The organism is Actinomyces sp. 565 (genome assembly GCF_010365615.1).
In the GTDB taxonomy this organism is placed as follows: Bacteria; Actinomycetota; Actinomycetes; order Actinomycetales; family Actinomycetaceae; genus Actinomyces.
In genome coordinates, this window is record NZ_PIZD01000001.1 from 1 (window position 1) to 23,046 (window position 23,046).

Annotated in this window: 22 protein-coding genes; 6 read left to right on the forward strand and 16 right to left on the reverse strand. The window is 69.4% G+C overall.

What is annotated here, in order from left to right; translation table 11 throughout:
• Positions 1 to 445 precede the first annotated feature (445 nt).
• From tyrS to pheS, 15 genes are all read right to left on the reverse strand, one after another.
• Positions 446 to 1,711 carry a tyrosine--tRNA ligase gene (tyrS, locus tag GZ997_RS00005; protein WP_162678367.1) on the reverse strand — a complete coding sequence of 422 codons (1,266 nt, stop codon included), beginning with the start codon at positions 1,709 to 1,711 and terminating at the stop codon, positions 446 to 448.
• A 196-nt stretch (positions 1,712 to 1,907) separates the two neighbouring features.
• Positions 1,908 to 2,579: a base excision DNA repair protein gene (locus GZ997_RS00010; RefSeq protein WP_162678368.1), complete on the reverse strand. Its 672-nt coding sequence runs from the start codon at positions 2,577 to 2,579 to the stop codon at positions 1,908 to 1,910.
• Positions 2,576 to 3,214: a class I SAM-dependent methyltransferase gene (locus GZ997_RS00015; RefSeq protein ID WP_161924315.1), complete on the reverse strand. Its 639-nt coding sequence runs from the start codon at positions 3,212 to 3,214 to the stop codon at positions 2,576 to 2,578. Before GZ997_RS00015 ends, GZ997_RS00010 begins: the two co-directional genes overlap by 4 nt.
• Entirely contained in the window at positions 3,211 to 3,918 is a 708-nt protein-coding gene (locus GZ997_RS00020; RefSeq protein ID WP_162678369.1) for a DNA-3-methyladenine glycosylase, read from the reverse strand. Before GZ997_RS00020 ends, GZ997_RS00015 begins: the two co-directional genes overlap by 4 nt.
• 9 nt (positions 3,919 to 3,927) lie before the next feature.
• Complete coding sequence (gene argH / locus GZ997_RS00025; protein ID WP_162678370.1) at positions 3,928 to 5,445, reverse strand: argininosuccinate lyase; 1,518 nt, start codon at positions 5,443 to 5,445, stop codon at positions 3,928 to 3,930.
• A gap of 7 nt (positions 5,446 to 5,452) precedes the next feature.
• Complete coding sequence (locus GZ997_RS00030) at positions 5,453 to 6,865, reverse strand: O-antigen ligase family protein (RefSeq protein ID WP_162678371.1); 1,413 nt, start codon at positions 6,863 to 6,865, stop codon at positions 5,453 to 5,455.
• Between the two features lie 298 nt (positions 6,866 to 7,163).
• On the reverse strand, positions 7,164 to 8,387 hold the full coding sequence (locus tag GZ997_RS00035) for an argininosuccinate synthase (protein WP_161924318.1): 1,224 nt from the start codon (positions 8,385 to 8,387) through the stop codon (positions 7,164 to 7,166).
• Positions 8,388 to 8,471: 84 nt separating this feature from the next.
• Complete coding sequence (locus tag GZ997_RS00040; protein ID WP_162678372.1) at positions 8,472 to 9,032, reverse strand: ArgR family transcriptional regulator; 561 nt, start codon at positions 9,030 to 9,032, stop codon at positions 8,472 to 8,474.
• Complete coding sequence (locus GZ997_RS00045; protein ID WP_162678373.1) at positions 9,029 to 10,264, reverse strand: acetylornithine transaminase; 1,236 nt, start codon at positions 10,262 to 10,264, stop codon at positions 9,029 to 9,031. Before GZ997_RS00045 ends, GZ997_RS00040 begins: the two co-directional genes overlap by 4 nt.
• Positions 10,261 to 11,196 (reverse strand): acetylglutamate kinase, encoded by a 936-nt coding sequence (argB, locus tag GZ997_RS00050; protein WP_161924320.1) that lies wholly within the window; start codon positions 11,194 to 11,196, stop codon positions 10,261 to 10,263. The genes GZ997_RS00045 and argB overlap by 4 nt, the downstream gene beginning before the upstream one ends.
• Complete coding sequence (gene argJ / locus GZ997_RS00055) at positions 11,193 to 12,389, reverse strand: bifunctional glutamate N-acetyltransferase/amino-acid acetyltransferase ArgJ (protein ID WP_162678374.1); 1,197 nt, start codon at positions 12,387 to 12,389, stop codon at positions 11,193 to 11,195. The genes argB and argJ overlap by 4 nt, the downstream gene beginning before the upstream one ends.
• On the reverse strand, positions 12,386 to 13,486 hold the full coding sequence (gene argC, locus GZ997_RS00060) for an N-acetyl-gamma-glutamyl-phosphate reductase (protein ID WP_219109103.1): 1,101 nt from the start codon (positions 13,484 to 13,486) through the stop codon (positions 12,386 to 12,388). The genes argJ and argC overlap by 4 nt, the downstream gene beginning before the upstream one ends.
• A gap of 103 nt (positions 13,487 to 13,589) precedes the next feature.
• The gene (locus GZ997_RS00065; RefSeq protein WP_162678376.1) at positions 13,590 to 14,081 is read right to left on the reverse strand and encodes a flavodoxin domain-containing protein; all 492 of its coding nucleotides are present in this window, start codon (positions 14,079 to 14,081) and stop codon (positions 13,590 to 13,592) included.
• 78 nt (positions 14,082 to 14,159) lie between these two features.
• Positions 14,160 to 16,817 (reverse strand): phenylalanine--tRNA ligase subunit beta, encoded by a 2,658-nt coding sequence (pheT, locus tag GZ997_RS00070; protein WP_162678377.1) that lies wholly within the window; start codon positions 16,815 to 16,817, stop codon positions 14,160 to 14,162.
• A gap of 1 nt (position 16,818) precedes the next feature.
• Positions 16,819 to 17,907 carry a phenylalanine--tRNA ligase subunit alpha gene (gene pheS, locus GZ997_RS00075; RefSeq protein WP_162678378.1) on the reverse strand — a complete coding sequence of 363 codons (1,089 nt, stop codon included), beginning with the start codon at positions 17,905 to 17,907 and terminating at the stop codon, positions 16,819 to 16,821.
• 193 nt (positions 17,908 to 18,100) lie between these two features.
• Between pheS and GZ997_RS00080 the strand changes: the two genes are divergently transcribed.
• The 4 genes from GZ997_RS00080 to GZ997_RS12525 all read left to right on the forward strand — a co-directional run bounded on the left by GZ997_RS00080 (position 18,101) and on the right by GZ997_RS12525 (position 21,599).
• Positions 18,101 to 18,949, forward strand: coding sequence for a MerR family transcriptional regulator (locus GZ997_RS00080; RefSeq protein ID WP_162678379.1), 849 nt, complete (start codon positions 18,101 to 18,103; stop codon positions 18,947 to 18,949).
• A gap of 68 nt (positions 18,950 to 19,017) precedes the next feature.
• Complete coding sequence (locus tag GZ997_RS00085) at positions 19,018 to 19,971, forward strand: ABC transporter ATP-binding protein (protein WP_203233820.1); 954 nt, start codon at positions 19,018 to 19,020, stop codon at positions 19,969 to 19,971.
• Positions 19,968 to 20,642, forward strand: coding sequence for a hypothetical protein (locus GZ997_RS12520; RefSeq protein ID WP_238994129.1), 675 nt, complete (start codon positions 19,968 to 19,970; stop codon positions 20,640 to 20,642). The genes GZ997_RS00085 and GZ997_RS12520 overlap by 4 nt, the downstream gene beginning before the upstream one ends.
• A 12-nt stretch (positions 20,643 to 20,654) precedes the next feature.
• Positions 20,655 to 21,599: a hypothetical protein gene (locus GZ997_RS12525; protein WP_238994130.1), complete on the forward strand. Its 945-nt coding sequence runs from the start codon at positions 20,655 to 20,657 to the stop codon at positions 21,597 to 21,599.
• A gap of 112 nt (positions 21,600 to 21,711) precedes the next feature.
• On the opposite strand, the gene GZ997_RS00095 is transcribed toward GZ997_RS12525, so the two are convergent.
• Complete coding sequence (locus GZ997_RS00095) at positions 21,712 to 22,062, reverse strand: hypothetical protein (protein WP_162678382.1); 351 nt, start codon at positions 22,060 to 22,062, stop codon at positions 21,712 to 21,714.
• Between the two features lie 65 nt (positions 22,063 to 22,127).
• Here GZ997_RS00095 and GZ997_RS00100 point away from each other — a divergent pair, with 65 nt between their 5' ends.
• On the forward strand, positions 22,128 to 22,589 hold the full coding sequence (locus GZ997_RS00100) for a MarR family winged helix-turn-helix transcriptional regulator (protein ID WP_162678383.1): 462 nt from the start codon (positions 22,128 to 22,130) through the stop codon (positions 22,587 to 22,589).
• A gap of 94 nt (positions 22,590 to 22,683) precedes the next feature.
• Complete coding sequence (locus GZ997_RS12975) at positions 22,684 to 22,941, forward strand: type II toxin-antitoxin system prevent-host-death family antitoxin (RefSeq protein WP_203233821.1); 258 nt, start codon at positions 22,684 to 22,686, stop codon at positions 22,939 to 22,941.
• Positions 22,942 to 23,046: the final 105 nt, after the last annotated feature.

The following is a 23,046-nucleotide window of genomic DNA, read 5'->3' on the forward strand; positions in this document are numbered from 1 at the left end:
CCAAACAAAGAAACCAACAAAAAACACCAACCAAACAAACAAACACGACACACTATCGAGATCCCAAACAACACACCCGCCGAGTTTCCGTATGGCCTGCTCGGCCATTACTTCTTCCCGGAAGCGCCGGAGGAACTTTAGCGAACCGCGCGATCCGGGTCAAACCGGAGATCCGTGATCCCCGTCTCGCTCAGCGGCTCTGTTCAGTTCCTCTTCTCCGCCTTCCCGGTTGATTCCCGTTCCCGGCGGCAGGGAGAGACTTTACGCAGCCACGGTGCCTCGGTCAAACGGAGCGGCGGTGACAACAGCCACAGCTGCCGTCACCGCCGCTCCGCATTCTCGCGTGCCCGGGAAGGCTCATCGAATCGTGCTGACCCAGGCATTCCACGGGACCGTTCCGAGGCTTTCCCGCGGCTCGTCCTGTAAGGGCCGCCGGTACATGTAGTCAGTCGCGCGAGCGAGCCACCGCCAGGTTGCGTCTGCCCTTACGCACCAGCACCACTCCCCCGGCAAGAAGCTGCTCCTGCACGACCGGCGCATCCTCATCGGTGACCTTGACGTTGTTCAGGTAGGCACCGCCCGCGGCCACCGTCTTGCGCGCCGCGTTACGTCCCTTCTCCAGTCCTGCGGCAACGAGGAGGTCCACGATCGTCGAGCTGCCCACCGCAAGGGGGGCAGCAGGCAGGTCCGCGGTGGCGGCGGCAAGCGTCGCCTCATCGAGCTCGTTCAGCTCGCCCCTTCCCCACAGTGCTGCAGTCGCCGCCTCAGCCTGTGCGGTCGCCTCCGGGCCATGGACCCAAGTGGTCACCTCATGTGCCAGGGCGCGCTGGGCCTGGCGCGCCTTCGGATTCGTGGCGACGGACTCCTCCAGGCGCTCAATCTCCTCACGCGGAAGGAATGTGAAGACCTTGAGGAAGCGAGCAACGTCCGTGTCCTCCACCTGTAGCCAGAACTGGTAGAAGGCGTAGGGGCTGAGCATCTGCGGGTTCAGCCAGATCGCCCCGCCCTCGCTCTTGCCGAACTTGGTCCCGTCGGCCTTGGTGATCAGCGGGTTGGTCATCACGTGCACCGAGGCGCCCTCAACCTTGTGGATCAGGTCCATGCCGCCCACCAGGTTGCCCCACTGGTCATTGCCGCCTACCTCCAGCGTGCAGCCGTAGCGGCGGAACAGCTCCAGGTAGTCGTTGGCCTGCAGGATCTGGTAACTGAACTCGGTGAAGGAAATGCCCTCCTCGCTGGCCAGGCGGCGAGCCACGATGTCCTTGGACAGCATGGTGCCCATACGGAAATGCTTACCGAGGTCGCGAAGGAAGTCGATGGCACTCAGCTCAGCGGTCCAGTCCAGGTTGTTGACGATGCGGGCCGGGTTGTCACCGTCAAAGTCAAGCAGCTGCTCGAGTTGCTCCCGCAACCCCTGCGACCAGTCGGCGACCACTTCCTTTGTGTTCAGCATGCGCTCGCCCTTGTCCCGCGGGTCCCCGATGAGCCCGGTGGCACCGCCCACCAGGGCCAGCGGATGATGCCCGGCCAGCTGCAGGTGGCGCATAACCTTGACCGCTACCAGGTGGCCGTGGTGCAAGGAGGGGGCGGTCGGATCGAATCCGCAATAGAAGGTGACCGGCCCGGCGCTCAGCGCTGCCCGCAGCGCATCAATGTCGGTGTGCTGGGCGATCAGGCCCCGCCACTGCAGCTCGTCCAGGATGTCGGTCACGGTCCTGTGCCTTCCCATGTTTGCTCCCGGCGCCTGTGGGCCGGGGCCGGGGCGGTTGCCCGGCGCGGGCTAGTCTGCCACGGCTGCGCGGTACGTCAGGCCAAGTGCCAGAAGAACGGATACGCCTCCGTGCCGACTGCGGCGCAAAGGCCCCGACCCGGTTCCCCGGCGAGTGCGCGGTCGGCACTACTCGGTACTACTCGGTGCCAACGCCGATCATGGGGCCGTAGACATCCCAGCCGCCTGCGGCCCGGGCGCGCTTGCCGGCCTCAATGATCAGTCCGTGGAGATCCACCAGCTCACTGTGGCTGAGTCCCTCGGCGTCGATGCGGGCCCCAAGGGTACGCCGGGTAGTCTCGTAATCGCGGCCGACGGCATAGCCTGCCTGTCGTAGCAGGCGCCGCCCGTAGGTGTCGAAGATAAAACGACGCCTGCCGTAGACCATCAGCGCCGCCACGTCAGCACTTTCCGGACCGATTCCGGGCAGTTCCAGTAATGCGGCGCGCAGGGCGTCATCATCCAGTGTCGGCGCGGCCCGGCCCTCCGGGGACAGCATCCAGGCCGCGAAGGCGCGCAGCGAGCGTGCCTTGGCACGCATGAACCCGGCTGGGCGGATAAACGCCGTCAGCTCCGCGTCGGTCAGCCGCAGCAGCTGCTCGGCTTCGAAGCCGGTGGCTGCTCGCAACCCGTCCAGGGCACGCTCGACATTCGTCCAGGCCGTGTTCTGTACCAGCACAATCCCGCACACGTATTCGAAGGGAGTCTGCGCGGGCCATACCGGGGCCTTGCCCAATTCGGCGCTCAGCAGCCTCAACAACTCCCTGACTGGCAGGGTGCGGCCAAGCTCGGTCTTGGCGGTCGGTGTCATGCCGATTGCCCCATTGGTCGGTCCCAGACCAGTGAGTAGCGCCAGTAGCAGCGACGGCGCATCCGAGCCCCCGGCAGGATCCGGTCAGCGGCTGCGCGAATCTCCCGGCGCGACTCACGCGCCGGCGCCGTCGGCACTCCGATGTCGCGCCGCTCATGGTGAAGGAGGCTGGCGATCCGGATCGGGATTACGCTCAGCGCGCTCAGCGCCCAGTCGACCGCTGACGCGTCGGCGGCCAGCCCGATGACCAGGAGCCTGCCTCCGGGAGCGACCAGGCCACCCAGGCGCTCCATCCCCCTGTCCAACGGCAGGTGGTGCAGGACCGCAACGCAGGTGACGGTGTCGAATGACCCGAGCCGCTCGATCACACCCGCGTCCATCACGTCCGCCCGCATTACCTCGGCCCCGGGGAGTCCGGCCAGGCGTGAGCGGGCGCGCCCGGCGGCATTCGCATCGGCCTCAATCCCAACGGCCTGATCGCATACGGCCGCTAGCCGTTCCAGCAGCAGTCCGTCACCGCAGCCCACGTCCAGCACGCGCCCTCCGCGGCGGGCGGCATCGGCCACAAGCTCGTCATGGAAGGCGGCATTGTGGTTCCAGTAGCGCTCAGGACGCTGGCCAGAGGCCGCGGTCATCGCGCGTCCCCTCCCCGGCGGCGGGGCCGGGCGGGCTGGTAGGGGGAGACGGTAGGCTCACCCTCGAGCCAGAAGCGCCATGGGTAGACGGCACCGTCGCCGCCCGGTCCGGACACGCCGGTGCGCGGGCCGGTGCGGATGCGGCCGGGCTCGGGAGCCTCGCCTACGCCGGGCAGCTCCAGGGCAATGCGGGAGCCCGGCGGCCCGAGCCGGGAGCCGTCGTCGTCCCGGGTGAGGCCGAGTGCCTGGCATAGACGGGCCGGACCGCGCGCAAGGTCCCGGTCGCTGCGAGCAGTGGGGCGGCGTCGGCGCGCCAGCTCGATTCCGCCTGTCACCTCGCCGCCGCGCAGCAGCACGGCGCGCGAGACGCCGCTAGGGCCGCAGACGATATTCACGCAGTGGTGCATGCCATAGGTGAAGTAGACGTAGATGGCACCGGCGGCCGCAAACATCGAGGCGTTGCGCGCGGTGCGGCCGCGGTATGCGTGGGAGCCCGGATCGGCCTCACCCCTATACGCCTCCACCTCGGTCAGCCGCACAGACACCTCCCCCTGCGGCAGGCGCGTGGCAAGCACGGCGCCCAGCAGCTGCGGGGCCACCTCCACCGAGTCACCAGCGAGCAGGTCGGCCACGTTCGCGGGCAGAGCCCCCACAGCCGCCAAGTCCCCGCGGGCAGTCGCCTCCACCGGCTCCGACTGCCTCATGGCTCCGCCCTACGCCTCTGCGGCGTCACCGGCATCGGCCACCGGGCCGGTGGAGCCATCCAGCAGCGAGCCCTCCCAGGAGAAGACCCGCAGCTCGGCGGAGTGCTCAATGGCGCGGGCCAACTGCTCGACCACACGCACCGGGGCCGTACCGCCATGGCCAGCCCGGGCCGCCGCCGAGCCGGCCGTCGACAGGACCGTGCGCACCTGCGGCGTCAGCCGCGGATCGACGGCGGCGAAGTCCGCGTCGGTCAGCTCCCAAAGCTCGATTCCGCGCTGCTCACAGACCTGCACGCAGGCACCGGAGAGCTCGTGCGCCTCGCGGAAGGGAACCCCCTGCTTGACCAGCCACTCGGCGATATCGGTTGCCAGGGAGAAGCCCTGCGGGGCCAGCGCCGCCATGCGGTCATAGTTAAGGCGCATCGTGGCGACCATACCGGACACTGCGGGCAGCAGTACGGCGAGGGTGTCGACGGCGTCGAAGACGGGTTCCTTGTCCTCCTGCAGGTCACGGTCGTAGGCGAGGGGCAGGGCCTTGAGGGTGGCCAGCAGCCCAGCCAGGTCGCCAATGAGGCGGCCGGCCTTGCCACGGGCGAGCTCGGCAACATCGGGGTTCTTCTTCTGCGGCATGATGGAGGAACCCGTAGAGAAGGAGTCGTCCAGCGTGACGAAGTCGAACTCCTTGGTGTTCCAGATGATGACCTCCTCCGCCAGGCGGGAGACGTCCACCGCGGTCATGGCCAGGACGAAGGACATCTCGGCGACCGTGTCGCGCGCGGAGGTACCGTCAATGGAGTTCTCGCAGGCAGCGTCGAAGCCCAGCTCGGCGGCGACGGCGTCGGGATCGAGTCCGAGCGTGTTGCCGGCCAGCGCACCGGAGCCGTAGGGACTGACGGCCGCGCGCGCGTCCCAGTCCTCAAGCCGCTCGACGTCGCGCATCAGCGGCCAGGCGTGCGCCAGTAGCTGGTGGGCGACCAGCACCGGCTGGGCGTGCTGCATGTGAGTGCGGCCCGGCATGATGGCCTCGCCCGCCGCCGCGGCCTGGTCGATAAGTGCGTCTACGACGTCGAGCACGAGCCCGGCCAGGTGCCGCGCCTGGTCGCGCAGGTACATGCGGATCAGGGTGGCGATCTGGTCGTTGCGGGAGCGGCCCGCGCGCAGCCTTCCGCCCAGGTCCGCGCCGGCACGTTCCATCAGGCCGCGTTCCAGCGCTGTATGCACGTCCTCATCCGCGGGAGTAGGGACGAACGCTCCGGAGACGACGTCGTCCTCCAGCCGGTCCAAGGCGGCGAGCATACCCTCCAGCTGGGCGGTGCTGAGCAGTCCGGCGGTGCGCAGGGCGCGGGCGTGCGCACGCGAGCCGGCGATGTCATAGCGGGCCAGGCGCCAGTCGAAGTGGGTGGACACCGACAGGGCTGCCAGGGCGTCGGCGGGCCCGCCGGTAAAGCGGCCGCCCCACAAGCTGATACCGGTGGGAGCCGTGGAGGCTTGCGGGGCGGAGGGGTTGGGGCTGGGCTGACTCGTCATGGGGCCATCATGACGTATAGGGCTGAGCAGGTGTGAGCCGGCCCGAGGCGTGGACCGGCGCCCGGGTCTCGGAAGTAGCGCCACCACCGGTGGCAGCAGAAGGCGCGTCCTCCCGACTGCGCTCGTACAGGCGATGCAGACCCAGCCAGGTGCCCAGCGCGCAGACGACCACCCAGTTGCCCTCGCTGAGTAGACGGGACTCGGTGAAGGACTGCACCGTCAGTGCCGTCATGACCAGCGCCGGCAGCAGCACGGAGGCATCGGAGTCAATGTTGCGCAGAGCGAGCCGAAAGGAGCGGAACAGGAGCAGCAGCACCAGCACCACCACGAGTGCCGCCCCCACCACACCGGTCTGGAACAGTGCCTCGATGTAGGCGTTGTGGGCACTCATTGTGGGAGTGCCGTCCGGGCGCACCACTAGGGTGGCGAATACGGGCAGCCAGGGCACCCAGTACATGATCCACCCCCAGCCGAGGATCGTGTGCTCCTCCCACAGGTCCAGCACCCGCGTCCAGATCTCCCAGCGCCCCGACATATCCGCGCTCCGTCCCAGCGCCGCGGTGACCTGCGTGTGCAGGCCCACTGCCGCAGCGACCAACGCCACCCCCAGGGCCGCAGCACTCATCAGCAGGAACGGGCGCAGCCGGGGCGGGGCATGGCGCACCAGCCAGAGCAGCAGGCACACGCAAGCGCACACGATCAGGGCCACGGACACGGTCGCCGAGCCGGTGAGCACCAGCACCAGCAGGGATAAGGCGGTCCACACCACCAGGCCCACCGGGCGCACCCGCCGATCAGCCCAGCGCACCGCCACGCACAGCAGAGTGAGCAGAGCGATGAAGGCCAACGGGTTGCGGTTTCCCACAATGCCCTGAATCGGGCCGCCCCGGAGAAGGTCGCCGTTCACCCAGTAGTAGGAGATCGGGACCACATCCCAATCGCGCATGTACAGAGGTATGAGCGGGTGACGCAGTACCAGCGCCACCCATGCCTCCAGCATGAGGCTGAGCACTAGCGTGGCCTCCAGGGCGCGGCTGAGGGCATCAGTCATCTGCCGCAGGGACAGGCCGCAGGCGAGCAGGACTCCGGCGGCGCTGGTGGCCACCATCAGCAATGCCGCAAGGGCGGTATCACCGGGATACTGGGACCAGAACACACTCAGCACGCACACACCGACGTAGGCGGTGGTTACCGGTGGCAGCGCGCGCCACGGCACCCGGTGCCCCTCGTAGAGGAAGACGAGCAGGAGCACGATGCCGCTCACGGCGGCGATCACGCCGAATGCCCACCAACCCACGAGGTTGCGTACTCCCTGTCCGGAGAAGGTCAAGAAGAATGCCCAGGTGCCCAGCGCGGGCAGCAGTGGGCGGCGCGATCCGCGCACTGCGACCGTGGTGGGGGCGTGGAAGTCTGCTGGCACGCTCTCCTCCTCGTGTTCCCATCCCGCATACAAGCTCAGGAGATCGGACTCATGCGGTTTCCACAGGGCTGACGGCTAGCCGTGAGCTGCGGCGGCCGCCCGCTGCTGCCGTAGCGTAATCGGCGACGGCCGTTTACGACTCGTATTCGGAACCGCTTACCCGTATCGAGTCGCAACGCCGACAGTGCCTAGAGACCAAGGGATCTCTTGGAACTGGGATGAGCGGCCGACGGCGCCGCGTTCGGGCACCGTCGGCCGCTCATCCCGGTGCAGCGCGCCATGGGCGCCGCACCGGTGCTCAGAAGGAGACGCCTCGACCCAGGCGCACATCGCGTGCGGCGGCGAGCTTTGACTGCATGCCGTAGATCTCGATGAAGCCGCGCGAGGAGGACTGGTCGAAGGTATCCCCGGTCTCGTAGGTGGCCAGGTTGAAGTCGTACAGACCCGTGTCGGTGCGGCGGCCGTTAACGGTGGCCCGTCCCCCGTGCAGGACCATGCGGATGTCTCCGGTCACGTAGTGCTGGGTGTCCTCGATGAAGGCGTCCATGGAGCGCTTGAGCGGGGAGTACCACTGGGCCTCGTAGACCAGGTCGCTCCAGGCCTGCTCCATCTGCCGCTTGTAGCGGCGCTGGAGGCGCTCCAGGGTGACTGACTCCAGGGCCTGATGCGCCTCAATCAGCGCCACTGCCCCGGGGGCCTCGTAGATCTCCCGGGACTTGATACCGACCAGTCGGTCCTCGACCATGTCGATACGTCCCACGCCCTGGGCGCCGGCGCGCCGGTTGAGCTCCTGAATCGCCTCCAGCGGGGTCACCGGCTTCCCGTCGATCGCGGTGGGAATGCCCTGCTCGAAGTGGATGACGACCTCATCGGGCAGCGGCGGATAAGTGGGATCATCGGTGTAGACGTAGACGTCCTTGGTGGGGGCGTTCCACAGGTCCTCCAGGAACCCGGTCTCAATGGCGCGGCCCCACACGTTCTGGTCGATGGAGAAGGGGTTGTGCTTGGTGGTCTCGATCGGCAGGTCGTGCTTCTCGGCGTACTCGATGGCGACGTCCCGGGTCAGGGCCAGGTCGCGAACCGGGGAGATGCAGTTCATGTCCGGGGCCATCGAGGTGATCGCGACCTCGAAGCGCACCTGGTCATTGCCCTTGCCGGTGCAGCCGTGGGCAACGGTGCTGGCGCCGAACTCGCGGGCGGCGCGCACCAGGTGCTTGGCGATAACCGGTCGGGATAGGGCCGATACCAGCGGGTACTTGCCCTCGTACAACGCATTGGCCTTCAAGGCGGGCATGCAGTACTCCTCGGCGAACTCATCGCGCGCATCCGCCACGTAGGCCTCCACGGCGCCGCAGTCGAGGGCCCGCTGGCGAATCACCTCCAAGTCCTCCCCGCCCTGACCGACGTCCACGGCCACGGTGACGACCTCGCGGCCGGTCTGCTCACCGATCCAGCCGATGGCTACGGAGGTGTCCAGGCCCCCGGAGTAGGCGAGGACAACACGGTCCTGGTGCTTGCTCATATGCGTTCTGTTTCTTTCTCTTGGGTGTCCAAATCAGACAGCTCTTGGGTGGGTCAATCGGGTGTGCGTGTCCGCGGCGTGTTCTCAGCCGTGGGGTCCCGGCCCGGCCAGGGACAGCAGGTGTGCCGCCACATCGGCCGCCACCGCCTCGGAACGGGTGATTACCAGGACCGTGTCGTCTCCAGCTATGCAGCCGAGCACACCCGGCAGCATCGCGTCGTCGAGGGCGCTGGCCAGCAGTTGGGCCGCCCCCGCCGGGGTGCGCAGGACCAGTTGATTACCGGCCCACTCGGCCGTGACCACCAGGTCCGCGCACCAACGTGCCAGCCGCGCGGTCGTGTGCTCGGTCAAGGAGTCGGCGTTGCCCCCTACGGGAGAGACCTGCCCCGGTGCACCCGCCTCGGGCACGGCATAGACCTGGGTGCCGCCGGCCCCGCGCACTTTAGTGGCGCGCAGCTCAACCAGGTCGCGCGACAGCGTCGCCTGCGTTGTGCTCACCCCGCGGCGGGCCAGCGCCTCGCGCAACTCCGCCTGGGAGCGAATGCGCTCATGACTGAGTATCTGGGTGATCAGGGCATGGCGCGCCGCCTTGGTGGGAGGCGTGCCTGCGCCCTCGAGCGCGGGCACGCCGGGCACGGTGCTCATGCCGCGGACCGCCGGGCCAGGACGTCGGCCAGCGTCGTCGTGAAGGCGTCTGCATCGGCATCGGACAGGATGAATGGGGGCGCCAGCCGGAGCGTGTCCGGGCGGGGCGGGTTGACGATGAAGCCGCGCCGCTCCAGTTCGGCGGCGACCTCGGCGGCCGGTCCAACCGCGTCGTTCAGGCCCACGCCGCGCAGCAGTCCGGCTCCGCGCACCTCGGTTACTCCGGGTACGGACGCCAGCCGCGCCGCCCACCGGTCGCCGAGTTCGGTGACCCGCTTGAGCAGTCCCTCCTTGCTGACCGTGTCGATCACGGCCAGGGCGGCGGCCGCCGCGACGGGGTTCCCGCCGAAGGTGGTGCCGTGCTGCCCCGGGCCGAGCAGCTGCGCGGCCTCGCCGGTGGCGACGGTGGCCCCGATCGGCATGCCCCCGCCCAGTCCCTTGGCGAGGGTGACCACATCCGGGACGACGCCGGGGGCGAGCAGGTGGTGGGCCATCCAGGTGCCTGTGCGGCCCATACCGGTCTGCACCTCATCGAGGATAAGCAGCGCCCCCGCGGCGGTGGTGAGCTCGCGTGCCTTCTCCAGGTAACCGGCTGGCATTGGCCGCACCCCGGCCTCCCCCTGGATGGGCTCGACGAACAGGGCTGCCACGTCCGGCCCCAGCGCGCGGCGCAGGGCATCGACGTCTCCGGCGGGCAGGAACTCCACTCCGCCGGGCAGCGGCTCGAAGGGCTCCCGGTAGGCGGCCTTGTGGGTCAGTGCCAGTGCTCCCATGGTGCGGCCGTGGAATGCGCCCTCCAGGGCGAGTATGCGCGGGCGGGCGGAGCCGCCGTGGCGGCGGGCGATCTTGAAGGCCGCCTCGTTGGCCTCTGCGCCGGAGTTGGCTAAAAAGACTCGTGCGAACTGCGGGGCCTCCGGGAACACCAGATCGGCCAGGGCCTCGGCCAGGCTGACCTGAGCCGGGGAGGTGAACAGGTTGGAGACGTGCCCCAGGGTGCGCAGCTGTTCAGTAACCGCGGCAACCAGGGCGGGATGGGCATGCCCCAGGCAGTTGACGGCGATGCCGGCCAGCAGGTCGACGTACTCGTTGCCGTTCGCGTCCCACACGTGGGCGCCCGCTCCGCGGACGAGCACATGGGCAGGAGTACCGAAGGTGTTCATGACGGCGGCCGCGTAGCGGGCCCGCCAGGTCTCATTGGGTTCGGCGGCCGCGGGGGTGTTCGGGGTGCTCACAGCGTGGCACCTCCTTTCGTGCGGGATTGCGGGATGACGTCGGGGTGGACCACGGTGCCGACGCCGTCGTCGGTGACGATCTCCAGCAGCATTGAGTGGGGCTGGCGGCCGTCGACCACGTGGGCCTGGCCGACGCCGCCGCGCACGGCCCGCAGGCAGGCCTCCATCTTGGGCACCATCCCGCTGGACAGTTCCGGCAGGAGGGCCTCCAGGGCATCGGCGCCGATGCGGGAGACCAGCGAGTCCTTCTCCGGCCAGTTGGAGTACAGGCCCTCCACGTCGGTGAGCACGATGAGCTTCTGCGCCTTCAGCGCGACTGCCAGGGCGGCCGCGGCGGTGTCGGCATTGACGTTCAGCACGGTGGTGGCGTCGGCGACCAGCGGGGCGACCGAGGACACCACCGGGATACGTCCCTGGTCGAGCAACTCGATCACCGAGCGCGGATCCACCTCGACCACGTCGCCCACAAGGCCCACATCGACGCTCTCACCGTCCACTGTGGCCAGGCGCTGGCGCGCCCGCAGCAGGCCGCCGTCCTCGCCGGAGATGCCGACGGCGGCGGACCCGGCCTCGTTGAGCAGGCTCACCAGCTCCCGCTGCACTCCCCCGGTCAGCACCATGCGCACCACGTCCATGACCTCCGGGGTGGTCACGCGCAGGCCGCCCCTGAACTCGGACTCGATGCCTAGGCGGGCCAGCATGGCGCTGATCTGGGGGCCGCCTCCGTGGACCACGACGGGGCGCAGGCCCACCTGGTGTAGGAAGAGCACGTCCTGGGCGAAGGCGCGCTTGAGGGTGTCATCGACCATGGCGTTGCCGCCGTACTTGATGACGATGGTGGCGCCCTTGTAGGCGCGCAGCCAGGGCATGGCCTCCAGCAGTACGGAGGCCTTCTGGGTGGGTGTCAGCGAAGCGGGGAGCGTAGTGGTCATGTCGTGTAGTCCGCGTTGATGGTTACGTATCCGTGGGTGAGGTCGTTGGTCCAGACTGTCGCGGCGGCGTCACCAGCGCTCAGGGCGATGTCGATGCGCGTCTCACGCGGGGTCATGTCCACCGTGTCCCGGTCCTCCCCGAGGGCGCCGTGGCGGAAGACCGTCACCCCGTTAATGGTGACGTCGACCGCCTCGGGGTCAAAGGGGCAGACCGACTCGGGAACGGTACCGAGCTGGGAGATCACGCGGCCCCAGTTGGGGTCCTCGCCGGCGATGGCGCATTTGAGCAGGTTGGAGGCCGAGACGGTGCGGGCCGCGGCCTCCGCGGCGGCCTCGGTGACCGCGCCGGTGACGGTGATGGCTATGTCATGCGTAGCGCCCTCGGCGTCTGCCACGAGCCGGCGTCCGAGGCGGCCGAGCAGCTCCTGGACGGCCGCACCGAAGTCCTCCGTCGTCGGGGTCGTCCCGGAGGCGCCTGAGGCAAGCAGCAGCACGGTGTCATTGGTGGACATGCAGCCGTCGGAGTTGATGCGGTTCACGGTGCGGGCGGCGGCCCGGGACAGGGCGGACTGGGCGGCGTCGGCGTCGATCACGGCATCGGTGGTGATTACGCACAGCATGGTGGCCAGGCCCGGTGCGAGCATGCCGACGCCCTTGATCATGCCCCCGATGCTCCAACCATCAAGCCGGAGGGTGTCCTCCTTGGGGACGGTGTCGGTGGTCATGATCGCGGTGGCTGCGGCGTGGCCGGCCTCCGCACTGTCCTGCAGGGACGCGACGGCGGTGGCGGCGCCGTCCAGCAGGGTGGGCATGTCCAGGGGAACGCCGATCACGCCGGTGGAGCACACCAGTACCGAGCCTGCCTGCAGGCCCGGGTGCGCGTCACCAAGCAGCTCGGCGACGCGCGCGGCGGTGGCCGCGGTGTCGGCCTCGCCACCCGGACCGGTGCAGGCGTTGGCCGAGCCGGAGTTGAGGATGACGGCGCGGGCGCGGTCGGCGTCGCCGCGGCGGCCGGAGAGCACTTCGCGGCACCAGCGCACGGGGGCGGCAACCACACGGTTGGAGGTGAACACGCCGACGGCGACGTCCAGGGGGCCGTCGTTGACGACCAGGGCGAGGTCGCGACTGCCGGACTCCTTAAGCCCGGCGCTGATGCCGGCGGCGCGGAAGCCGGCGGCGGCGGTGACGCTCACGGGGCGACTCCTTCGGTGACGACACCCGTGACCTCAGGCAGGCCGAGGGCGAGGTTGAGGGACTGTACAGCTGCCGAGGCGGTGCCCTTGCCGAGGTTGTCGATGGCGCAAATGATCACGGCCACGCCGGCGGCGGCGTCGTAACCGACCTGCACGGTGGCCAGGCCGGAGCCGGCCACGGCGCCGGTGACCGGCCAGACGCCCTCGGGCAGCAGGTGGATGAGCGTCTCGCCCCGACCGGTAGGGCCGTAGGCGCGCTCCCAGGCCTCGCGCAGCACGGCGTCGGGACGGTCGCTGCGCGTCACGGCCGCGGTGACCGGCGCGGTGACGGTGGCTAGAATGCCGCGGCTCATGGGCACCAGCACGGGGGTGAAGGACAGGCGCACGGAGCCCGGGGCGGCGCCGGCGACCTGGAGGTTCTGGATGATCTCGGGGATGTGCCGGTGGGTGCCACCCACCGCGTAGGGCTGGGCTGAGCCGAGGGCCTCGGAGGCGGTCAGGTGGGGCTTGAGCGCCTTTCCGGCACCGGAGTAACCCACCGCCAGCACGGCGTTCAGCCGGCCCGGGTCAATGAGTCCGGCGGCGATGCCGGGTTGTGCGGCCAGGGTCACGGCGGTGACGTTGCAGCCGGGCACCGCGATCCGCCGGGTGGCGGCCAGCTGCTCGCGCTGAGTGCTGGCCACGGACTCGCCGGCGTGGAGGAGCTCAGGCATGCCGTAGGTCCAGGCGCCGGCATAGTCGGTTCCGTAGAACCGCTCCCAGGCGGCGGCGTCGGTGAGACGGTGGTCGGCCCCGCAGTCCACAAGAACCGGTGTGGTGCCCGGAGCCTCCTCCAAGGCCGCAGTAACCGCTCCCGAGACGCCGTGCGGCAGCGCCAGCACGACTACGTCATGCCCGGCCAGGTGCGCGGTGTCGGTCGGGGCTACTTCCCTGTCCGCCAGGGTGACCAGGTGGGGGTGGTGCTGCCCCAGGCGTGTGCCGACCGATGAGTTTGCCGTCACGGCGCCGATCTCGATATCGGGATGTGCGGCGAGGAGGCGCAGCACCTCTCCGCCTGCGTACCCGGTCGCTCCAGCGACCGCTGCTGTCCATGTCACGCGGAAACCATACATCCGAGTGGATACATATGCACAACTGGATGGCGGCGACGCGTAGTCGGCTTACTCACAGCGGCTGCGGCCCCCGGGAAGCCGGCTGCACTCAGCGCGTGGCCAGCGCCTCAATGATCGACTTGGACCAGGTACGCACCGTGTCAAGGTTGCGGAAGTCCCCCTCGGAGGCACCGCCCATGCGTGCGATCGAGCGCTCCCTCAGGGTCAGTGCCGAGGGGTCGAAGCGCCCCGCGAAGGTGACGTGGTCCTCCGGGTCGATGGACAGCAGTACGGGGCCGATGCGGTGCGGGTCGGACACCTTGCCCTTGGGCAGGCCGGATAGGCCCACCGAGAATGCCCACACGGGGTGGGACTCGAGCTCCTCGCGGAAGCGCTCGGTGAAGTCGACGGCCTGCGGTGTCCAGCGCGTCATGTAAACGGCGCTTCCCAGCACGAAGGCGTCGTATCCGGCGACATCGGTAACGTCCTCAGGGTGGGCCTGATCCACGTCATGGCCGGCGGCGCGCAGCTCCTGCGCGATCACCGCGCCGACCTCGTCGGTAGAGCCATGCCGGGATGAGGAGGTGAGCAGGATCTTCATGCCGCCAGTATCACCGCCTTGATTCGCTTTCCGCAGCGCGTCGCGCGCAGTAGCTGCCAACAGTGACCAGCCCCACACTCAGGCACGCAACTCGGCGCCCAGACGCTTGGCGGCACGTTTTACCACGCGCTTGCGCACAGCCGCGGTCTCCTCGGCAGTAAGGGTGCGGTCGGCGGCACGCAGGCGCAGGGAGAAGGCCAGCGACTTGCGCCCCTCCCCAAGCTGCGGGCCGCGGAAGACGTCGAACAGGCGCACCTCCTCGGCCAGGTCCCCAGCAGCCTCACGCACCACCTGCTCGACCGCGGCCGCGGTGACGGACTCGTCGACGACGAGGGCGACATCCTCCTTGGCGGCCGGGAAGGTGGACACGGGGCGCACCTGGAGGACGCCGGCGTCGGCGACGGCAGCCAGCAGCGGCTCCAGGTCGAGCTCGACGGCGCAGGCGCGCGGCGGCAGCCCAAAGCTGCGGGCCACGCGCGGGTGCAGTTCGCCGGCGTGGGCGATCAGGACTCCGGGCACCAGCTCACGACCCTGCCGGGTAGCGGGCAGGCGTACCTCGGCGGTGCGGCCGGGGTGCCAAGGGGCACAGGGGCCGCCCTGCGGGGCACTGACCTCGACGTCCACACCGAGCGCTGCCGCCACGGTGCGCACCAGCTGGATGGCGTCGGCCCAGTCCCAGGGACGTCCGGTGCCGAGCACACCTGCACGCTCCCGGTCTCCGGCCAGAACAATGCCCACATGCGTGGGCTGGTCCGGGATGCCGGCGTTCAGCGCCGCGATCTCAGCGTCGGAGGGCCGTCGGTCCACCCCGGGGATGGGGGCCGGCACGGTGCCTGCGGGGTGAGTCACGCTGCCAAGCTCAAACACGGCCACGTCCTCCAGTCCCCGTGAGGCATTGCGGCGGGCGGCCTCCAGCAGGGAGTCCAGCACACTGGTGCGCAGCAGCGGGGCGTCGTCTGCCAGCGGGTTGGCCAGGCGCACCGCGGCTCGGCGCGGATCGTCGGCGGGCAGCTCGAGGCGGTCATGCACATCACCGATGAACGGGTAGGACAGCACCTGGGTCAGCCCGGCGTCGGCCAGGGCGCGCACGACGTCACGCCGGGCGCGCTGTCGGGTGCTAAGGCCCGTGCCCGCGGGGGCCACCGGCACGATGGAGGCGATGTTGTCGTATCCGTCCAGGCGGGCGATCTCCTCGGCAAAGTGGGCGGCGCCCACCAGGTCCGGCCGCCAGGTGGGCGGGGTGACGGCGAGGAGCTCCCCGCCGTCAGCGTCCCCTCCGGCGGCCTCGACTGTGCAGCCGATGGTCCGCAGCAGCTCGGTGACCCGGGCGGTGCCGTAGGCGACCCCGGTCAGGCGCTGCGCGGCGTCGGCGCGGATGGTGATCGGCTCCGGCGCGATGGTGCGGTTGACGTCGGTGGCTACGGCGTCCGCGGTGCCGCCGCCGTAGCGGACCAGCAGGTCAACGGCGCGCTGCGCGGCCACCGGAGCCAGCTCGGTGTCCACGCCGCGCTCGTTGCGCTTGGAGGACTCAGTGGGCAGCCTGTGGCGGCGGGCAGAGCGGGCGATCGACACCGCGTCAAAGTGGGCGGCCTCGATGAGCACGTCGGTGGTTTCGGCGTCGATCTCCGTCTCCGCGCCACCGAACACACCCGCCAGCACCAGGGGCCTGGAGCCCTCCCCGGCCGGGGAGTCGCAGATCAGCAGGTCCTCGCCGTCCAGGGTGCGGGTGACCTCGTCGAGGAAGGTGAGGGTCTCCCCCGCCCGGGCGCGGCGCACCACGATCGGAGCGGCCAGCTTGTTCAGGTCGAAGGCGTGCAGCGGCTGGCCCAGGTCCAGCATCACGTAGTTGGTGACGTCCACAGCCAGGCTGATCGGACGCATACCGGCTGCGATCAGGCGGTCCTGCATCCACTTAGGAGAGGCGGCGGAGGGGTCGATGCCGCGCACCACGCGGGCCACGTAGCGGTCCACGCCGGGGCAACCATGAATGGGTGCGGAGTCCGCAGCGAACCGGACCGGGAAGCCATCCGCCCCAGCCGGGGCGACCCCCTGTGGGAAGCGATCCGGGTTGGCGGCGTCGGCCGGATCGGTGAAGGCGGCTCCCGTGGCGTGGGAGTACTCGCGGGCCACTCCGCGCATGGAGAAGCAGTAGCCGCGGTCCGGGGTGATGTTGATCTCCAGGACCTCCTCCCCCAGGCCGAGCAGGCCGATAGCGTCGGTGCCCGGGGCCGGAATGGCCTCGCCATCCCGGCCGTGCGCCGCGAGCCACCGCTCGAGCACGATGATGCCGGAGTGGTCGTTGCCAATGCCGAGCTCGCGCTCGGAGCAGATCATGCCGTCGGAGACGTGCCCGTAGGTCTTGCGGGCGGCAATGGCGAAGTCACCGGGCAGGACCGCGCCGGGCAGGGACACCACCACGTGGTCGCCGACCTCGAAGTTGTGGGCGCCGCACACGATGCCGCGGCTGGGCAGCTCAGAGGGCTCCTTGCCGGTGCCGGGGGCGTCGTTGTACGAGCCGACGTCTACCCGGCAGTAGTTGATGGTCTTGCCGTTCTTCTGCTCCTTGGCCTCCCGCGTCAGCACGCGGCCGACGACGAGGGGGCCGGTGACGGCGGGAGGAACGATGCGTTCCTCCTCCAGGCCCACCTTGACCAGGTCGGCGGCCAGCTCAGCCGCGCTGGTGCCGACGGGGACATCTACGTGCTCACGGAGCCACTCGATCGGGACGTAAGGCATGTCAGTTTCCCCTTCCGGTGGTGCCGAACTGCTGGGAGAAGCGGATGTCTCCCTCAACGATGTCGTGCATGTCGGCGATGCCATGACGCAGCATGAGGGTGCGCTCCAGGCCCATGCCGAAGGCGAAGCCGGTGTAGGCCTCCGGGTCGATGCCGCAGGCGGTCAGCACATTGGGGTTGACCATGCCGCAGCCCCCCCACTCGATCCAGCCGGGCCCGCCCTTCTTCTGGGGGAACCACAGGTCCATCTCCGCGCTGGGCTCGGTGAATGGGAAGAAGGAGGGGCGCAGCCGGGTGCGGGCCTCAGGTCCGAACATGGCGCGGGCGAAGTGGTCCAGCGTGCCCTTCAAGTGGGCCATGGTCAGGCCCTTGTCCACGGCCAGGCCCTCAACCTGGTGGAAGACCGGGGTGTGGGTGGCGTCCAGCTCGTCGGAGCGGAAGACCTTGCCGGGGCAGGCCACGTAGATCGGCGGGGCCTGGTTCAGCATGACGTGCGCCTGCACGGGCGAGGTGTGGGTGCGCAGCACCAGGTTCGCCGTGGCCCCGGGGGCGCCGCCTACGGAGGCGCCGTCGATGTAGAAGGTGTCCTGCATCTGGCGGGCGGGGTGGTCGGCATCGAAGTTCAGGGCGTCGAAGTCGAACCACTCGTGCTCGACCTCCGGGCCCTCGGCGATGGACCAGCCCATGGCGGTGAAGAAGTCGGAGACCTCGTCCACCAGGACGTCCAGGGGGTGGCGGGCGCCGACAGGGGCGCGGTCGGTGGGCACGGTGACGTCGACGGCCTCGGTGGCCAGCATGCTTGCCTCGGCCTCGGCCTCGAGCACCTGCTGGCGTTCGGCCAGGGCGGCGGATATGCGGCCGCGTGCGCCGCCGAGCAGCTTGCCGGCGGCGGCCTTGGCAGCACGGTCGGGCAGCCGGCCGATCTCGCGGTTGGCCAGGGCCAGGGCGGAGGCGTCGCCGGTGTAGGTGAGGCGCGCCTCCTTCAGCGCGGCCAGGTCGCCGGCAGTGGCGATAGCGTCCAGCGCCTGCGCGACCAGGCTGTTGACGCCTGCCTCGTCCGTTGGCGAGAGGGCGCCGGGGGCGTCAGTCATATTGCTTGCCTTCCACCAGATGAGTCGGGGTCTCTCGGGGGTCAGATTAGTCCGCGCCGCGCGAGTGCCCGAAATCGTCTCAGATGCGCCGCGGGCCGACCGCCCCGCCCGTGGCAGTACGTAACCGTCTTGCGTGGACACATGCGCGAACGGGTCTTGACGGTGACGTTACGTCACCTGTTGGGATGGGTGCATGCGTGTCAAGGAGATGTCGGATCTGGCCGGTACCACCCCGCGGGCGGTGCGTCACTATCACCGTTTAGGACTGCTACCGGTACCGCCGACGGTGCGCGGGCGGCGGGAGTACGGGGTGGCGCACCTGGCCCGGCTCATGCGGATCCGTTGGCTGGCCGACGGCGGGCTACCCCTGGCGCAGATCGCCGAGGTACTCGCGCAGGATCCGGGCGGCGCCGACCGCGAGGCGGTGCTGCACAGCCTGCGAGCCACCCGCGAGACGGTCATTGCACGCCGCCGCGAGCTGCAGGCGCAGGAGGCCCGCATTGACGAGCTGATCGCCCGGGTCCAGGACGGTGAGGGGCTGGAGCCGATCCCCCAGCTGCTGGTGCGCTTCTACGACGCCGTGCAGGCACGGCTTGAGGAAGAGGGACTGAATGCCCGCGGGCTGCGGGCCGAGCGGCAGGTGGTGACGGCACTGGCCGCCCTGGGACTGGTCCCCGAGAGCATCGGCGCCTTCCTGGCCGAGCTGGATGGCGCCGAGTGGGAGGCGGGTGTGCGCATCTACGCCCAGATCGCCCGCCTGGAGCAGCTGCGCGGGGATGTCGCCAGCGCCTCGGCCATCCAATTGGCCGAGGAGACCTGGGAGTACACCCTCCGGCACCGGTCCACAGCGCTGGCCGCATTCTCCGACTTTCCGACCGGGTCGCCGGGTCGCACCACCTGGCGACTGACCCAGATGATCACCAACGCCTACACCGGGCCGGCACAGCACCTGTACCTCGATCGCTTCCTGGAACTGCTCATGGCGGACCCGGACTTCGCCGTCGTCATTCGGCGCCTGGCCGGTGACGAGCCCGCGCTGTAAGCGGCTCCTGCTCCAAACCGTCCCTGATCCGGATCCCAGTGGACGCACTCTCCTGAAAGGACACGATGATGACAGCACGCAAAGACAGGGGCCGCACCGTCGGCGCCACGATTCCGCCCGGCACAGACGCCCCGATCCGGGTGCGGGGCCTGGTCAAGCGCTTCGGGCGCTTCACCGCTCTGGACGGGCTGGACCTGGAGGTCGCCGCCGGTCAGGTGCACGGATTCCTCGGCCCGAACGGGGCGGGGAAGTCCACCACCATCCGCACCCTGCTGGGCCTGTACCACCCCGACGGCGGCGAGGTGCGCGTGCTGGGGCGCAACCCGCGGCGTGAGGCGCCACGGATCAACCGGGAGGTGTCATACGTGGCCGGGGATGTGGCGCTGTGGCCGAATCTGACCGGTGGACAGGCGCTCGACGCCCTGGCGGGTCTGCGCGGCAGGCGGGACCGCGCCCGGGAGGAGGAGTTGATCGAGCGCTTCGGCCTGGACCCGAGCAAGAAGGTGCGCACCTACTCCAAGGGCAACCGGCAGAAGGTGGCGCTGGTGGCGGCACTGGCCGCCCCCACCAGCCTGCTGATTCTCGACGAGCCGACCAGTGGCCTGGACCCGCTGATGGAGCAGGTCTTCATGGATGAGGTGACCCGGGCCGCGGCCCGGGGGCGCACCGTGCTGTTGTCCAGCCACATCTTCGCCGAGGTGCAGCGCCTGTGCAGCGCCGTGACGATCATCAAGGACGGGCGCGTGGTGGAGCAGGGCGACTTGACCCGACTGCAGCAGCTGGCCCGTACCCAGATCGAGGTCGGCGGCAACGCGGATCTGCTGCGCGGCATAGCCGCGTCGCTGCCGCAGCTGGAGAACGATCTGTCCGTGGAGGACGGTCGCCTGAGCGTGCAGGTGGGTTCCGCCCGGGTCCCCCAGGTACTGGCGGCCGTCGCCGCGCAGGGAGCCACCGACGTGATCTGCCGGCCGGCGAGCCTGGAAGACCTGTTCCTGCGTCACTACGAGGAGGTGCGCGGATGAGCGCCCGCGACCAGCTGCGCGGTCTGCGCCGCGCGCTGCGGCTGACCGCCCGGAGGCTGCGCTTTCAGGCGCTCGCCTGGATCCTGCCCCTGTGGCTGGGCATGGCGTCCTTCGCGCCGGCCTATCAGGACGCCTACTTCTCCGAAGCCGGTGGCGCCGGCGGTGCGGGCGGCAATGCGGTGGTCGAGGCGCTGCGGGCCTCCCCGGGCACGCGCCTGCTGTACGGCGAGCTACCCGACCCGGGCACCATCGGACAGTTGGTGCAGTGGGAGGGCGCCACCTACCTGCTGGTGTGCACCGCGCTCATGGCGGTGCTGTTGACCTGCCGCCTGTTGCGCGCGGATGAGGACGAGGGCCTGACCGAGCTGTTGCGGGACACTGGCACCGGTAGGTGGGTGCCCTTCCTCGCCCCGGTACTGGTGATCTGGGTGGCGATCGGCATCCTGGCCGTCTTGGTGGGCGCCACGCTCGCGGCCGAGGCCACGCAGATCGAGTCGCTTCCCGCGACGGGAGGATGGGCGTTGGCCGGAGTGACCGCGATCGTCGGCTGGGGTTTCGCGGGGCTGGCCGCCGTGGTCTGCCAGTTGGCGCGCAGCGCCGCCGGCGCCCGGCCCCTGGCACTGGCATGTGTTGGGGTTGCCTTCATGGTGCGGGTGGCGGCCGACCAATGAGAGGTCACCTGGATGCGGTGGTTCACGCCGCTGGGGTGGCGTGACCTGGTCGCCCCTTACACCGATGATGACCCCCTGCCGTTGGCCGTGTGCGCCGCGATATGTGTCGCCCTGGTGGTGGCGGCCGGAGCCCTGTACACGCACCGGGAGTATGCCGACGGCTACCTGCCCGACCGAGCCACCAGCACGCGCCGCTGGCGAGTCCACGGCTACGCCGACCTACTCACGCGCCTGTCCACACGTACAACCCTGGCATGGGCCGCGGCAATTGCCTGCTTCTCGGCACTGTTCGGCTCGATGACCGAGGGCATCCTGGAGATGATGCGGGATGATCGCATCGCCGAATACGTGGACATGCTGGTACAGGCCGGCGCCGACATGATGGAACAGTTCATGTCGTTGATGACCGTGCTGTTGGTGCTGCTGATCGGGGTGGCGGCGACTGGGCAGGCGGGCCGCCTCGCCGCCGACGAGGACGCCGGACTGGTGGAGGCTGAGGCCGCCGTCGGGGTGCCGCGCCGGCGTCTGTTCCTGATGCAGGCGGTCTCGGCAGCAGCGGTGGGAACGATCCTGCTGGTGCTGTGCGGGGCGGTGCTGGCCGCAGTCACGGCCACGCAGGTGACCGAGGATCATGCCGTGGAGCGGGCCTTCGTGTTCACCGTCAGCCAGCTGCCCGGAGTGCTGGCGGCGATCGGCATCGCCCTGGCGGTGGTAGGCGTGGCGCCGCGACGTTTTGGCGTCGTATGGGCGGTGATCGCCTGGAGCGCCTTCGCCAGGCTGCTGGGCGGCATGATGGACCTGCCGACCTGGGCGCAGGACCTGAGCGTATTGGGGCACTACCTCGACGTCGTCGGCGACCCGGATTGGGGGCCGCTGGCGGTGCAGACGGCTATCGGCGTCCTCGGTACCGCCGTCGGCCTGGTGGCCTACCGACGCCGCGACCTGTCAGGTGTCTGATCAGCGCTTTGACCGACACCGCATCTGCGTTCTGGCCGGTAGATCTCCTGCGCCTTGACCGAGACACACCCGGCGCGTGGTCGGCGATCGGCTCCGCCACCGCCGGCACTGCTTACTGGAGCGCGGCAAGTCCGACCAGATGACATGCGGCCGCGACGACGGCACCGCCGGCCATGCCGGGCTGTCTACGTGCTATACCGATCGCCACATCACCAAGCTGAGCGAGCGCGGCAACAGCCAAGACGAGCTGAGTCAGCGGATACACGGGCGTCAACCAGACGACGCACGCAACCACCACGCCGAGCGGCACCGCCCTGGCCGCATACATCGCCGGATAGAAGCGATCAGCGTCGCCGCCTGCGCTGCCAGGCGCCAGCAGCCCCGGGCGGAGCAACGCCGCCGCAGCAGCAATCACCGACGCGGCTCCCATGACGGAGTTGAGAAGTGCCAACCACCACGGCATGTCAACCACCTGCCCATATCGTTCAGTACTGAATGATTCAATAGAGTACCGTCTTCCCCATGAAGATGACAGGGGTCGGCAACGCAGAGGACGTCGGTGAAGCGATCTTGTCCGCCGCATGTTTTCGACTGGGCATGCTCGGCGCGCGGGTCACCCGGGACTTCTCCGAGCGGATTGCACCGTCAGGGTTGACTCACAAGCAAGTGGGCCTGCTGGCCGTCGTCGACGCCGGACTGGCATCCTCGCAGCGCGACATCGCAACCCGGCTGCACGTCGCGCCGAGCCTGGTAGTGACGTTGGTGGACCAGTTAGTGGACCTCGGAGCCGTGAGCAAGACCCGCAGCCGCAACGATCGCCGGACTCACAAGATCGAAGTCACCCCCGAGGGGCGGCATCTGCTCGCTAGCGCCGTTGTGGCGGCCGAAGCGCTGGACGCCAGCATCCACAGCACACTCTCCCCCGCCGGTCGGGCCGCTTTGAGTACGCTGTTGACGGAGCTCGACATACACCAGAACCGGAATCAGTAGCGCGCTCACAGGACTAGGTCGCCGTCACGGGAGGCAACCCGCATTGGATTGTCGCGTAGACGATCTGTGCTACGCTTGCTACGGAGTGACGGTCATGACTACGATTCCACACCGCGAACTACGGAACGACAGCGCAGCAATCCTCCGCCGAGTGGAGGCTGGCGAGAGTTTCGCGATCACCAACAACGGACGTCCCGTAGCCGAGCTTGTGCCCATCACCCAGGACCGCCTCGCTCTACTGCGTCGGCAAGGAGCTACGCGTCCAGCGGTCCCCACAGACTTCAACGCCTTAAACCGCGCGCGAGGACTCAGCTCAAAAGATGTACTGGACGACCTGCGCGGCAAGCAATGACCATTTGCTACCTGGATACCTCCGCAGCACTGAGCGTTTCTCATCAGGGTTGAGGGGGTGCGGGTTGGGATCGTTGGGATGGTGCGGGAAGGTGGGTGTGTCGTT

What these genes read in the sequence shown, in the direction of transcription:
- GZ997_RS00010 (WP_162678368.1), bottom strand. Translation starts at nt 2,579, where the DNA reads ATGACACCGACCGCCAAGACCGAGCTTGGCCGCACCCTGCCAGTCAGG.
- GZ997_RS00015 (WP_161924315.1), bottom strand. Translation starts at nt 3,214, where the DNA reads ATGACCGCGGCCTCTGGCCAGCGTCCTGAGCGCTACTGGAACCACAAT.
- GZ997_RS00020 (WP_162678369.1), bottom strand. Translation starts at nt 3,918, where the DNA reads ATGAGGCAGTCGGAGCCGGTGGAGGCGACTGCCCGCGGGGACTTGGCG.
- argH (WP_162678370.1), bottom strand. Translation starts at nt 5,445, where the DNA reads ATGACGAGTCAGCCCAGCCCCAACCCCTCCGCCCCGCAAGCCTCCACG.
- GZ997_RS00035 (WP_161924318.1), bottom strand. Translation starts at nt 8,387, where the DNA reads ATGAGCAAGCACCAGGACCGTGTTGTCCTCGCCTACTCCGGGGGCCTG.
- GZ997_RS00040 (WP_162678372.1), bottom strand. Translation starts at nt 9,032, where the DNA reads ATGAGCACCGTGCCCGGCGTGCCCGCGCTCGAGGGCGCAGGCACGCCT.
- argB (WP_161924320.1), bottom strand. Translation starts at nt 11,196, where the DNA reads ATGACCACTACGCTCCCCGCTTCGCTGACACCCACCCAGAAGGCCTCC.
- GZ997_RS00065 (WP_162678376.1), bottom strand. Translation starts at nt 14,081, where the DNA reads ATGAAGATCCTGCTCACCTCCTCATCCCGGCATGGCTCTACCGACGAG.
- pheT (WP_162678377.1), bottom strand. Translation starts at nt 16,817, where the DNA reads ATGCCTTACGTCCCGATCGAGTGGCTCCGTGAGCACGTAGATGTCCCC.
- pheS (WP_162678378.1), bottom strand. Translation starts at nt 17,907, where the DNA reads ATGACTGACGCCCCCGGCGCCCTCTCGCCAACGGACGAGGCAGGCGTC.
- GZ997_RS00080 (WP_162678379.1), top strand. Translation starts at nt 18,101, where the DNA reads ATGCGTGTCAAGGAGATGTCGGATCTGGCCGGTACCACCCCGCGGGCG.
- GZ997_RS00085 (WP_203233820.1), top strand. Translation starts at nt 19,018, where the DNA reads ATGACAGCACGCAAAGACAGGGGCCGCACCGTCGGCGCCACGATTCCG.
- GZ997_RS12520 (WP_238994129.1), top strand. Translation starts at nt 19,968, where the DNA reads ATGAGCGCCCGCGACCAGCTGCGCGGTCTGCGCCGCGCGCTGCGGCTG.
- GZ997_RS12525 (WP_238994130.1), top strand. Translation starts at nt 20,655, where the DNA reads ATGCGGTGGTTCACGCCGCTGGGGTGGCGTGACCTGGTCGCCCCTTAC.
- GZ997_RS00095 (WP_162678382.1), bottom strand. Translation starts at nt 22,062, where the DNA reads ATGCCGTGGTGGTTGGCACTTCTCAACTCCGTCATGGGAGCCGCGTCG.
- GZ997_RS00100 (WP_162678383.1), top strand. Translation starts at nt 22,128, where the DNA reads ATGACAGGGGTCGGCAACGCAGAGGACGTCGGTGAAGCGATCTTGTCC.
- GZ997_RS12975 (WP_203233821.1), top strand. Translation starts at nt 22,684, where the DNA reads ATGACTACGATTCCACACCGCGAACTACGGAACGACAGCGCAGCAATC.